The 12705-nt window shown below is 45.8% G+C and carries 9 protein-coding genes; 7 read left to right on the forward strand and 2 right to left on the reverse strand.

The genetic code is table 11. The features are described 5' to 3' along the window. Window positions 1-247 precede the first annotated feature (247 nt). Window positions 248-1489, forward strand: a complete 1242-nt coding sequence (locus MHI32_RS01945; RefSeq protein ID WP_340011811.1) for a DUF445 domain-containing protein — start codon at window positions 248-250, stop codon at window positions 1487-1489. 425 nt (window positions 1490-1914) lie between these two features. Here the strand turns inward: MHI32_RS01945 and MHI32_RS01950 are convergent, their stop codons facing one another. Further along, on the reverse strand, window positions 1915-3054 hold the full coding sequence (locus MHI32_RS01950; RefSeq protein ID WP_076282372.1) for a glycosyltransferase family 4 protein: 1140 nt from the start codon (window positions 3052-3054) through the stop codon (window positions 1915-1917). A gap of 181 nt (window positions 3055-3235) precedes the next feature. Here MHI32_RS01950 and MHI32_RS01955 point away from each other — a divergent pair, with 181 nt between their 5' ends. Next, complete coding sequence (locus MHI32_RS01955) at window positions 3236-4012, forward strand: YheC/YheD family protein (protein WP_232061115.1); 777 nt, start codon at window positions 3236-3238, stop codon at window positions 4010-4012. On the opposite strand, the gene MHI32_RS01960 is transcribed toward MHI32_RS01955, so the two are convergent. After that, window positions 4005-4820 (reverse strand): hypothetical protein, encoded by an 816-nt coding sequence (locus tag MHI32_RS01960; RefSeq protein WP_076220534.1) that lies wholly within the window; start codon window positions 4818-4820, stop codon window positions 4005-4007. The two genes, MHI32_RS01955 and MHI32_RS01960, sit on opposite strands and share 8 nt — an antisense overlap. 280 nt (window positions 4821-5100) lie before the next feature. Here MHI32_RS01960 and MHI32_RS01965 point away from each other — a divergent pair, with 280 nt between their 5' ends. The 5 genes from MHI32_RS01965 to yfcE all read left to right on the forward strand — a co-directional run bounded on the left by MHI32_RS01965 (window position 5101) and on the right by yfcE (window position 12699). After that, a complete protein-coding gene (locus MHI32_RS01965) occupies window positions 5101-7605 on the forward strand; it encodes a PAS domain S-box protein (RefSeq protein ID WP_339189200.1) in 2505 nt (834 codons plus the stop codon). Beyond that, a complete protein-coding gene (locus MHI32_RS01970; protein WP_340011812.1) occupies window positions 7602-8225 on the forward strand; it encodes a C39 family peptidase in 624 nt (207 codons plus the stop codon). The genes MHI32_RS01965 and MHI32_RS01970 overlap by 4 nt, the downstream gene beginning before the upstream one ends. 107 nt (window positions 8226-8332) lie before the next feature. Beyond that, the gene (gene pulA, locus MHI32_RS01975) at window positions 8333-10288 is read left to right on the forward strand and encodes a type I pullulanase (protein WP_340011813.1); all 1956 of its coding nucleotides are present in this window, start codon (window positions 8333-8335) and stop codon (window positions 10286-10288) included. 249 nt (window positions 10289-10537) lie between these two features. Further along, window positions 10538-12022 carry a glutamate synthase subunit beta gene (locus MHI32_RS01980; RefSeq protein WP_312151571.1) on the forward strand — a complete coding sequence of 495 codons (1485 nt, stop codon included), beginning with the start codon at window positions 10538-10540 and terminating at the stop codon, window positions 12020-12022. 125 nt (window positions 12023-12147) lie between these two features. Continuing rightward, window positions 12148-12699, forward strand: a complete 552-nt coding sequence (gene yfcE, locus MHI32_RS01985; protein ID WP_339189206.1) for a phosphodiesterase — start codon at window positions 12148-12150, stop codon at window positions 12697-12699. Window positions 12700-12705: the final 6 nt, after the last annotated feature.

The following is a 12705-nucleotide window of genomic DNA, read 5'->3' on the forward strand; positions in this document are numbered from 1 at the left end:
CTTGTATCTTATCATTAATATTCTGAAAACCAAAAACCATTTTCATGCAACTGTACAATAATGAACGTCCAACAAGAGATAAGAGGTTTTTACAGTATATTTTTAGATAATAGTTCAGTCGTGGTACAATAGTTATCAAACTAACCGACTAGCCGAATCTATCGTCAGCTTATGTTCGTGGAACGTGACCGACGGTATTTTTCCTGTGTAAGGACATCGGCAGCTGCTTATGTAAAGGGGACTATTTATGAGATCCAAAAACTTAGCCACCATGTCACTCGCCTTTATGGCATGTGGGTTTCTGCTTACACTGTTTCTACCTGAAAACCTAGCCGTGATTCTACTGAGAGGTGGTTTCGAAGCCGGTTTGGTAGGGGGGATTGCCGACTGGTTCGCGGTAACGGCGCTGTTCCGCCATCCGATGGGGCTACGTATTCCACACACCTCACTACTGCTCAAGAATCGCGATAAGATCATCCAATCACTAATCACCGCGATGGAGACTGAGCTTCTTAACAAGCAAAGCATTGAGAACAAGCTGCGTAAGTTTGGCTTTATATCAATGGGCTCCAAGCTACTGACAAAGTTCTTTAGTAAAAAGAAGGCAAGAGTACAAATATTGGAGCAGCTTGGCGAATTCGTGTCTCGTCTTCCGGTAGAGAAGGCCGTACCGTTTCTGCAAAAGGCAGCCTCCGAATATGTTCGTGAAGCTGAGCTTGGCGTTGCGGCTGATAAAATAGTTACTAAGTTAATGAATGACGGTAAAGATGTAGCTGCTCTGGACTATGCGCTGGAAGGGGTATCTACTTGGAGCGGACGTCCTGAAACGAAGGCTATGCTGGGCAAGATTGCCAGCGAGAAATTAGCTGAAGTGAAGCTTGGCGGACTTAAAGGTATGGCTTTTCAGGCTTTTGTCGGGTTTATGGATGCAGATATGCTTGGTGAAATGCTGCAAGGTATGTTGCAGTCCGGTATCCGCGATTTTCGGGAAGAGGATAGCCCATACCGTGAAGAGATTATCCGCGAGATTCGAGTGGCCCTGTTCCAGATTGTTAATGACGAGGCTAGACTGGCTTCATTAAAAGAATGGGCACTGAATGAGCTTGAAGGCGAAGCAGCAACCGAATTCCTGCATGCGCAATTGGAGAACATTCGCAGCAAAGCAATTTCCCTATTGGAGGAAGATCGGGCGGCTGGCGGACGCAAGCTGTTCACGTTATATACCCTGCTTGTACGTCGTATTGGCAAGGAACAAGAATGGATCAGCAGCTGGGAAGAGCGGATTCGCGCTTCGCTAATTGCCTTTGTAGAGGCTAACCACTACAGAATAGGTCTTTTGGTAAAAGAGAATCTGGACAGCATGGATGACGCTAGTCTAGTGAATATGCTGGAAGATAAAGTGGGTAAAGACCTGCAATGGATTCGTGTGAACGGAGCTTTATGCGGGTTTGTCGTAGGGCTTGTGCTTACAGTTATTCAATTGATTTGAATGAAACTTACTATTTATTGTAAAATAAGGAATAAAGAAGAGCAGCGATTCTCCCGTGAGGGAGGATCGCTGCTTTTTGTTGTTGCTCATGGCCTGTCTGCATCGTGGAGTAATAATCCTCCTCTGAGGCTTATGGACCGATATGACGTTATTTGTTAGTTCTTGGCTCTTGGAACATGCTTGCGGACTCCACTGGCGTTATTCCTATGGATGACGTTCATATGGGGCATTTTTCATGCCAATAGGGGTTATAGGGTCCTTAGCATTGCAAATGAGGGATAAAGCTGCGTTTGGGGTCAGCTGTGTCCGATAGCTACCTTGTATGCGCATATGTTACCTAATTCATACGGAGATTGGTGTTTAGCTCAAGCAAGCTCAAAAAGAAAGGGACCCAGCAGCCAGTTGATGGCTTACTTTGGGTGAGTCTACAATTGCATTCCATCTGCAAGAGTTCTGTACCCTTGCTGTGGTGTTGCAGAAGCTTGATACAGCTGTTCTAAATGGTTTGCGGTTCGCTGCCAATTGAAGGCTTCAAGCGCATCTGCTCTCCCTTGTGATCCGATGGTAACTGCCAATTGTGGATGGCGGGCTATTCGCAGCAAATGCCGGGCAAAGGGTAAAGCCTCGCGATATCGTTCTACCAGATAACCGTTATGGCCAGAGGCGACAATCTCTCGTATGCCCCCATTATTAGAAGCGATAACAGGTAGACCGGAGGCCATAGCTTCTACATTAACAAGGCCGAAGGATTCATGATTCTGGGAAGGGCATACAAAGCAGTCTGCCGCCTGATAAAGGGTGTGTATATTCTCATGAGCCACATTTCCTAGAAAAGTAACAGACACTCTCAGTCGCCGTGCAAGGAGCTTCAACTGCCGTATGTACGACGGTTTGCCTTTGCCGGCGATGACCAGATGAGCGGGGAGGTGTTTGTTTAAATGCGACATAGCACGTATTAATATAGGCACCCCTTTGCGGGGGATAACCCGACCCACGAACAAAACGGTAAAGGTCTGCGGGAGTCTGTAGAAACTACGAAGCTGTTGTTTTTCAGATATCTGCACAGGGGTAAACCGGTCAAGATCAGCTCCCAATAAGACAATATGAATCCCTGTGGTCAGTTTCGGGAAGCGGCGATCCAATCTTCGCTGTAAGGAGTGGCTGTTGGCAATGATCAGATCCGCTTTTGCCAAGGCATTGGCCACTTTATCTGTACCCGGTGTGAAGGTAAGCGAGTGCAGGAACAGAAATACCGGGATATGAGGAAGCTGCTTCTTTACAGCAGACATAAGATGGGGGCGATTATCAACCTGAATGATGTCAAAGGATTCTTTCTGAATGTATTCTAATACCGAAGTAAGATAATGGGCTGGGGTGCTTGCAGGCAATCGGATAATTCTGACCTGCTCCAATATAGTGGCAGCAGGTAGTCCAGGTACCTTCCGACTTACAATGGTTACCTTATGTCTCTCCGCCAGTCTTCTGGCAATGGCCCAAATGCAGATTTCTACAGAACCGTCTCCCGGAACTGGGAACTGCTCCGGTGCAATGATACAAATGTGCATGGTTCACGCCTCCTTTTATCCGCTAATGGATATCCTCTTCCACCATATGCAACACAGTAAACAGTAGATACATCCGAAAGCGGAGAGGGCGTTTCACTCATGCCATTTGTACAGTTGCAGCATAAAATACTAAGGCTTACTAAGGCCGTGATTATTTTTTGAGGGACAGGGGAGAGGACAGTTGGGAAAGAAGTTAAAGTCTGCATTGACCAGCAAATGGATTAAAACCAAGGTGCTCATGCGAAGCGCTGAAATTTCACCGTTGATTCCCGAAACGATAAAATTCAGTAAAGTCAATCTGAAAGCTATGCTGCTGAAATATGGAATGGTTTATGTTAAACCGGAATACGGTACCTATGGCAATGGTGTGATGAAGGTTGAGCAGAGTAGAGAGGCTCATGGAACAGAATATAAGTACCAAAGTGGAACAAGACTCAAAACCTTTAGAACCTTCGACGCCTTCCATTTATCTTTAAAGAAAGCAACGCGTGGACGTAGTTACCTGATCCAGAGAGGAATAGTTTTGCTAAAGCACGGGAAACACCGCTTTGATATCCGTGTGATGGTCCAGCTCAGCCCGCAGGGCAAATGGGAAACTACCGGTCTGATCGGTCGGGTAGCTGAGAAAGGTAAGATTGTTACCAACTATCATAGCGGCGGCAAACTAACTGCTATGGAAAAGCTGCTGTCTCCTTATCTAAACGAAGCTCAGCAAGCGCAAATGCTTAAGATCCTGAGAAAGCTAGGAGAAGATACCGGACGTTTCTACCATAAGAAATATCCTGGGTTTAGACAGATTGGTGTCGATGTAGGATTGGATAGATCCATGACGCCTTGGATTATTGAAGTGAATACTAGTCCGGACCCGTATATTTTTAAACATCTTTCTGATAAAAGCATGTACCGCAAAGTAATGGCTTACCGCAGAGCGAATGAGAAGAAAAAGTCCGTTAAATGATCTGTTTCCTCGTATTTGCAATGACAGCAGAAATCTTTTGTTCTAATTCTATGATTTTTTGCTTGTGTGTTGCGATTTGGCGGTAACCGGAGACGAGTGAGGACAGAGACTGAGTGGTTAATGTAAGGTTTTGCTTGCGAATCGCTGCTTTGAAGTCACTCCAATCTGCGGAAATCCGTTTATTCAATGAGGTGACTACGCTTTTGTTTGATTTAATTGAGACCTGTGGACTATCAATGCCAGACAAGGTTTTGCGGGCATAGGTTATCTTTCGGGTACGTGTCTGTTTCGCTGCATTCAACTGATTCTGTCTGTCGCTAATTTCTTTGCGTGCCAACTGAACCAGGATCTTCATAGCATCACCTTGGGCTTGTAATACGGTATTCAAAGTCTTGTTTTTAAGACCCTTGGCGATCTTGATACGCTTATTAAGCGCATTGTACTGGTCGAATAAGGGCTGATAGTGCTGTTTGCAGCTCTTAACGGTAGCCTCCAGTTGAGCTACGGTTTCTAAATCAATCTCTTTAATTTGCTTACGTACTGCAATCAGTGTTTGCTCATTATTATAGTGAAGGGTTCGGATCTGCTCCTCACGATTATTGTATTGCATCTTTAAAGTAGATAAATCATTGTACAGATTAGTCATCTTTATCCTTGTAGGACCGTCGGCAGTCGCAGCTGTTAGATCAAAAGCCGCTTGAATAGAGGGTGTTAATTCAGTCGTTGCTGCAGCAAAAGCTTCCGTTGATGTGCTTAACGATAGCAGGATCACCAGTAGTAGTAAGGGGAATGACTTTAGTGCGTTCATTAATTCGCTCCTCCTTTTGTCCGTATCCCTGAAGACAACAAAAAAGCACCCGTAGCAAAGGCAAAAGCCTTTATTACGGGTGCTTCCATCGTAATAGGTCACGAACGATATATTTATTCTTAAATATAAGTTGTTTATTTGCTAGCGTCAATAATTTAAATTTAAATATTTACAATTTAAAATAATGCACTAGACATTTCTTTCCCCAGTTCTCTTATCGTATACTGACATAAGAAGGTATGAGAGCTTTAGCACTAGCAACAAAGGAGGTCTGGCTTAAATGGGCAGCTCGGTAGAATTTAACGCAATTCTGGATCATGCATTTATGAGGTCTCCAGAAGGAATGGCCGTACTGTTTTCGAATAACGGCGATTTCAACTGGATAAAAGTCAATCCGGCTTTTTGCAATCTACTTGGCTTTACGGAGGCCGAGTTTCTTGCCGGGGCTCTTTTTACAGAATCGGAAAATAGAGAGGCACATTCAAAAGAGCTCTCCTATAGATTAGTAATGGACGAGCTTCAGAAATCGCCAGCGGGCAGCTGGAAGAAGGAACATTGTTTTTTAAACAAAGAAGGTCAACCCGTTTGCCTGTCTCTCATGTTCTCTGGATTAGGAGCAGAAGAAGGACAAGCCCCTTCGTATATTATAGTATACGCCGAGGATATTACGGAACTAAAGATCGCAGCTCAGGAAACGGTGGATCATCGGGATCAGCAGCAGCAAATGGAAGAACAAATTCGCCAAAGTGAACGCAATTATAGATTGATGTCTGAGAATTCGCTGGATTTAATCTCGCGTCATGCGGTCAAAGACAGTGTTTTCTTATATTGTTCTTCGGCTAGCCGTACCCTGCTTGGTTATGAACCTGAAGAGATGGTTGGGACAAGCGCCTATAATTATCTTCACCCCGATGATCTAGTTATGATGCAAGGTTTAATGGAGCAGAGCCGCAGCTCTGGCGTTATTCCGGCTGTAGCTTACCGCTACCGCCATAAGAATGGCACCTATGTCTGGTTCGAGTCGAGCAGTCGTTATACCTATGATGATGAGGGAAATGTCTTGGAGATTATAGCGATTGGGCGGGAAATTACGGAGCGCAAGCAGTTCGAGTTCAAGCTTAAGGAGAGCGAGCAACGGTATAAATCATTGTTTGAATACAATCCATCTGCTGTGTACTCTATGAATTTGCATGGAGACTATTTGACTGCCAATGCGAATTTGGAGAAGTTGACCGGGTATTCGCTGGAGGAACTGATCGGAATGTACTTTGGCCCCATTGTGCATGAGAAGGACATAGAGAAGACGTTGTATCATTTTAACTTAGCCGCCCAGGGTTATCCTCAAAGCTATGATCTAACGCTTATTCATAAAGACGGACACTTTGTAGAAATTAATACTACCAATATTCCGATCATTGTAGATGACCAAGTAGTGGGTGTGTATGGGATTTCCCGTGATATTACAGAGCGCATCCGTTATACAGAACAAATTGAGAAGCTTAGCAATGAGTATACCCTTATTTTAAATGCGGTTTCAGAAGGCATCTTTGGACTCGATATGGAGGAGAAGGTGACGTTCATTAACCCTGCAGGTTTGCAAATGCTGGACTATGAACATGATGAAATTATGGGCCATCCTTATTTGGATCATATTCAGCAAATAGCGCTTGATGGGAGCCATTATCGGCCGCAGGAATCTCCACTGATGAAGGCTATTAAGTCAGGTGTATCTTATCAGAGTAAAGATGCGGTCTTGTGGCGTAAGGACGGTTCTAGCTTTCTTGCGGAGTACCAGGTAACCCCTCTATTTGATAAAGGGGAGCCGAAGGGTGTTGTTGTAGTGTTTCGGGACATCACGGATGAGAAGGAAATCATTCGGGCGAAGGAATCCGCAGAAAAAGCAGACCAGGCTAAGTCTGAGTTCTTAGCTATTATGAGCCATGAAATCCGTACGCCGATGAACGGAATTGTAGGGATGACGGATCTCCTGGCGGAGACGGAGCTTGATGAAGAACAGCTTGGATATACTGACATTATTAAGGAGAGCAGCAGCTCGCTCCTATCTATTTTGAATGAAATACTGGATTACAGCAAAATTGAAGCCGGAAAAATGATGATTGTAAATGAGCCCGTGCAGCTTCAAGCCGTATTGGACAGCGTAATCGATCTATTTACAGCTAAGGCTTTGGAGAAAAATATTCAGTTATCATGCAGCATGGCACCTGGAGTCCCGCCACTGATTATGGGCGATGCCGGGCGGTTGCGTCAGATATTGGTCAATCTGGTCAGCAATGCAATCAAGTTTACAGATCGGGGCAGTATCAGTATTTACGTAGAGCAGAAGCTGTCCGCAGATCAAAAGAAATTAACTTTGAAATTTAATGTTAGGGATACGGGGATTGGCATTCCTCTAGAGAAGCAGCATCGGCTGTTTCAGTCCTTTTATCAGCTGCATTCCTCGTTTAATCGCAAATATGGCGGGACCGGATTGGGGCTGGCGATTTGTAAAAAGCTCGTTGAGCTGATGGGCGGAGCTATCGCTGTAGAGAGCAGTGAAGGAGAGGGCTCTAATTTCTATTTCACGCTGCAGATTAATCCTGATAGTAGTAAATCTGAGATAAATGTGGAAGATACAGTGCAAACAGAAGAACGGGAGACAACAATGGAAGGGGCAGCAGCTGCAGAAGGAGAATTGGATGCCGGTGCAAATGTAATTCTACTTCCGGAGGCAACTCCACATTGTACTCCTAAGTCTAGCCCTTTAAGAGGGGATCTATCCGAATGAAGCATGGACAGCCTCGGATTAGCAAGAAACTGCCTGCGGAGCCATATACACAGTGGGAGGTTGGGGTCGAATCCCCGTCCTCTGCATGTGGCCCAGCTACGATGGCAGCGTTAGCGGAGTATTGGAACACCCATTTAGGAGCGGACTTTATTCGGGGCAAAGGTCATTTTCCTTCCAAAGCCGCTCATATTAATTACATATACAGCCATCACGGTGGAAGACCTTGGGGGATGAGTGTGCGCCGTTTTACCAAAGGACTGAAGAACTATATCCATTCAGTGATTTTACCTAAGGATCAGCAAAAGTTACTTATTACTACGTTTAATGATTTTGAAGTATATAAAACAGAAATTGATGCCGGCCGGCCTGTGGCTGTTAAATTAGATAAGTGGTTTCGTCTGCGGTGGAGAGGTGAGTTTACTTACGATTACCATTGGGTACTAGGTATAGGATATGAGGGATTTGAGGACGGAGAGCGTGCTACCCTGATTGTCCACGATAATGGTGTGCGGTACAAGGACGGTAGAGTCACTCTAGGGAAAGAACGGCGTATTCCGTATTTTGCGAATAAAGACATTATTACGATGGTCGGGCTAGATATTGACGATGCATCGAGGTAGAGGGATTGTCCTGACAAAATAGCTTGAAAAATTTGAGTCCAAACGTTTGCACTACTTAGACGATCATACTATAATCCAGTTAATAACTGGAAAAGGGGATAGGTGCTTTGTCCGTACAAAGGGAAATGAAGGAACCCATTTATTATGGGGATCCTGCGGCTACTAGAGGGATTTCCGTGTTTGCTCAGGAGTTTGATCAGTTATTCAGCTATGATGGGGACGATCTTGGCCTAACGTACTCACCGGGGAGTTCAGCTTTTTGTTTATGGGCGCCCACCGCTCAAGAAGCGGAGCTGGTACTCTATAATTCATGGCAGGGAGCAGCAGAGTGTAAGTATTCTATGATCCGTGATGTCCGGGGAACGTGGAGAATTACAGTTGACGGTGTTTTAGATGGCAAGTTCTATACCTACCGAGTACGTCTTGGAGAACAGTGGAATGAGGCGGTTGATCCTTATGCACGTGCTGTAGGAGTGAACGGTGATAGGGGAGCTATTTTAGATTTACGCAAAACAGATCCGGAACGGTGGACGGAAGATAAGCCACCCTTGGATGATCCTGTGGATGCCATCATTTATGAGCTTCATTTGCGTGACTTATCCATTCATCCAGCAAGCGGTATGACCCATAAAGGACAATATCTTGCTTTGGCGGAAGAAGGAACCCGCGGACCGGAGGGTATTCTCACTGGACTCGATCATATCGCGAACCTCGGTGTAACCCATGTGCAGCTATTGCCTGTCTATGATTATTCTACAGAGAGTGTAGATGAGACGAGGCTGGATGAACCGCATTATAACTGGGGTTATGATCCGAAGAATTATAATGTGCCAGAAGGCTCCTATGCTACAGATCCATATGTGCCTGGACTGCGTATCCGGGAACTAAAAACAATGATTCAAGCACTTCATGATCGCGGTCTCCGCGTCATTATGGATGTGGTTTACAACCATGTGTACGATGGCTATCGCGTGAATTTCACCAAGCTGGTTCCCGGCTATTATTTGCGTTACAAGCAAGACGGAAGCCTGTCGGATGGCTCTGGCTGCGGGAATGACGTGGCTTCAGAACGCTTGATGATGTCCAGCTTCATCGTGGAATCCGTAGTTTATTGGGCCAAAGAATACCATATCGATGGTTTTCGTTTTGACCTGATGGGCTTGATTGACCTCAACACGATGGATGAAATCCGGCGTCGTCTGGATGGGATTGACCCGTCCATCATGACGATTGGTGAAGGTTGGATGATGGGGACAGAGTTGCCGATGGAGCGGCTCGCTCATCAGAAGAATGCTGCACTTCTGCCGGGAATCGGACATTTTAATGATGATTTCCGGGATGCCATTAAAGGGAATATTTTTCTGCATGATCAACCGGGCTTCATCAGCGGAATGATGGGATTGGAGCTTGCGATAAAGGCAGGGGTCGCGGGAGGCATTGCTTATGCCCCAGGCATTGGACAATTTGCCGTGGAGCCTCAGCAAACCGTCAATTATGTGGAATGTCATGATAATCATACGTTATGGGATAAAATATTACTGTCCACACAAGGGCAGACGGACAAACAGCGCCAATCTATGCATAGGTTAGCTTCTGCGATAGTGTTCATGAGTCAGGGAATCCCCTTTGTCCATGCGGGTCAGGAATTTATGCGCACGAAAAACGGGGTAGAGAACAGCTATAAATCCTCGGTGAAGATCAACCAATTGGATTGGGAACTGTGCGCTGCTCATCAAGATGATGTGGTTTATCTGAAGCAGCTAATTGCCTTGCGTAAAGCACATCCGGCTTTCCGTATGCGAACGGCAGATGACATTCGGAATCATCTAGTATTTGAAAAAGCACCGGTAAGTTCGGTAGCGTATACATTGCGTGGCCATGCTGGAGGCGATGCGGCGAAGCATATCTATGTGCTTTTTAATGCTAATGTAGAACAGACGGCTTTGGTTCTGCCACAGCTTGGTGCATGGAAAACAATTTTTGGAGCCGATCTTGTGCAGAATCTGACGGGTAATAAGCTAACTGTAAGCGGGATTGGAATGGTAGTGCTGACGGCGGACTAGATGTTTTTTACAGATAATTCTTCAAAAGCATGCAGTGTATTGTGCTCAATGAGTGCAGTACACTGCGTGCTTTTTTGTGTGGAACTTTCTTTTGAATGGATGCTCTTATTTTACATAAAAAGGTGACATTACTCATTTTCGTTAAAGATATGGGGTGCTAATATTAAGGCATTTACTTTGGCGCTTTAGAGTGGCATAACAGCAGAAAGTGACAGAGAGTACTTTTCTTTGGTAGAGAGGATGAAAGAGATGGGGAAAGCAACCGGATTTTTAGAGTTTGAACGACAGACACCCTCCGAGTGTGAGGCATTGGAGCGAATTAAGAATTGGAATGAATTCTCGATACCTATGGATGAAGAAAAGCTGCGCGAGCAAGGGGCGCGTTGTATGGATTGCGGTACGCCATTTTGTCATGTAGGACGCCTGTTGTCTGGTATGGCTTCCGGCTGCCCTTTGCACAACTTGATTCCTGAATGGAACGATATGGTCTATCGTGGAAATTGGGAGATAGCGCTGAAACGTCTGCATAAGACTAACAACTTTCCTGAATTTACAGGCCGTGTCTGTCCCGCTCCTTGCGAAGGCTCTTGTACGGTAGGGATGAATGGCAAACCTGTCACCATTAAATCTATTGAGAAGTCGATTGTAGATAGAGGTTTTGCAGAAGGCTGGATTGTGCCTGAGCCGCCGCTTCATCGCACGGGTAAAAAGGTAGCTGTAGTGGGTTCAGGTCCGGCGGGGCTTGCCTGTGCGGCACAGCTTAATAAGGCAGGACATACGGTGACTGTGTATGAACGGGCGGACCGGATTGGCGGTCTGCTTACCTATGGTATTCCCAACATGAAGCTGGATAAAAAGACTGTACAGCGCCGGGTGGATCTGCTTGCAGCTGAGGGCATTACCTTCGTAACTCGAACAGAGATCGGCCGAGATCTCCCAGCATCACAGCTCAAGGCAGAGCATGATGCTGTAGTACTGTGTGGTGGATCTACACAGGCACGTGATCTGCTGATAGAAGGACGCGATTTGCGTGGGATTCATCAAGCTATGGAGTTTTTAACGCTGAATACAAAGAGCCTACTGGATTCAGGGCTTGCCGATGGGGAATATTTATCAGCAGCAGGTAAGGATGTAGTTGTAATCGGCGGTGGGGATACTGGAACAGACTGTGTAGCCACTTCGATCCGTCACGGCTGCCGCAGTGTGACTCAGCTTGAGATTATGCCACAGGCGCCGCTGACACGTCAGTCTAACAATCCTTGGCCGGAATGGCCAAAGGTGCTTAAAGTGGACTATGGTCAGCAGGAGGCCGCTTCACTGTATCAAGAAGATCCGCGCCGTTATCTGGTTTCGACGAAACGGTTTGTCGGCGATGAGTGTGGGCAAGTGCAGGAGCTGCGTACAGTGCGCATTGAATGGACTCATAATGAACAGGGACGAATGGTACCGGTCGAAGTGCCGGGCAGTGAGGAGACCCTGCAAGCGCAGCTGGTATTACTGGCTTTGGGATTCACAGGACCCGAAGAAACTATACTGGGCGAGCTTGGGGTGAAACGCGATGAGCGGGGGAACGCCAAAGCAGAGTTCGGAGCACAAGTAACCAATGTAGAAGGTGTGTTCACAGCAGGCGATATGCGGCGCGGGCAAAGCCTTGTAGTCTGGGCTATTGACGAAGGGCGTCAGACTGCGCGCGAAGTAGACCGCTTTTTGATGGGATCCTCGAATTTACCGTGAGTGTTAAGATATAGCGAACAGGGCGTTCCTTTGGGGACGTCCGCTTTGCGTTGTGGTATGTTCAAGGTTAAGATTATTGTCTAAGCGCATATTTAATTAAGTTAAGTTGAAAAGGAGAATACATGATGAAGTTAATGTTTATTTCCGACATTCACGGATCTTTATTTTGGCTGGAACGGGCTTTGGAAAAGGTGGAAGAAGAGCAGCCGGACAGTCTTATTATTCTAGGAGACTTTTTATATCATGGTCCAAGAAATCCGCTGCCGAAGGACTATAACCCACAAGAGGTTGCTAATAAGCTTAATGCATATAACAAAAACAAGCCGATAACCGCAGTACGTGGAAACTGTGACGCCGAGGTAGACCAAATGCTGCTGGAATTCCCGATGATGGGCGATTATGTAATGCTTTTGCACGAAGGCAGACGGATTTACGCTACACATGGTCATGGCTTTAGCATTGAGCATTTGCCGGCGCTTTCCGAGAAGGATATTTTTATTCAGGGACATACCCATATACCAGTTGCCGATGTAAAAGAGGGAGTGTATGTACTGAATCCCGGCTCCATATCGCTGCCTAAAGAGAATAATCCGAATTCCTATGCTATTCTAGAGGGCGGGCAATTTATCGTTAAGGATTTTGAAGGCAATGTGGTAAAAAAGATTACCGTATGGTGAGAGATA

Origin of the sequence: Paenibacillus sp. FSL H7-0690 (assembly GCF_037980415.1) — a bacterium.
Lineage (GTDB): Bacteria > Bacillota > Bacilli > Paenibacillales > Paenibacillaceae > Paenibacillus_AQ > Paenibacillus_AQ odorifer.

What these genes read in the sequence shown, in the direction of transcription:
- MHI32_RS01945 (WP_340011811.1), top strand. Translation starts at nt 248, where the DNA reads ATGAGATCCAAAAACTTAGCCACCATGTCACTCGCCTTTATGGCATGT.
- MHI32_RS01970 (WP_340011812.1), top strand. Translation starts at nt 7,602, where the DNA reads ATGAAGCATGGACAGCCTCGGATTAGCAAGAAACTGCCTGCGGAGCCA.
- MHI32_RS01980 (WP_312151571.1), top strand. Translation starts at nt 10,538, where the DNA reads ATGGGGAAAGCAACCGGATTTTTAGAGTTTGAACGACAGACACCCTCC.
- yfcE (WP_339189206.1), top strand. Translation starts at nt 12,148, where the DNA reads ATGAAGTTAATGTTTATTTCCGACATTCACGGATCTTTATTTTGGCTG.
- MHI32_RS01960 (WP_076220534.1), bottom strand. Translation starts at nt 4,820, where the DNA reads ATGAACGCACTAAAGTCATTCCCCTTACTACTACTGGTGATCCTGCTA.
- MHI32_RS01950 (WP_076282372.1), bottom strand. Translation starts at nt 3,054, where the DNA reads ATGCACATTTGTATCATTGCACCGGAGCAGTTCCCAGTTCCGGGAGAC.
- MHI32_RS01965 (WP_339189200.1), top strand. Translation starts at nt 5,101, where the DNA reads ATGGGCAGCTCGGTAGAATTTAACGCAATTCTGGATCATGCATTTATG.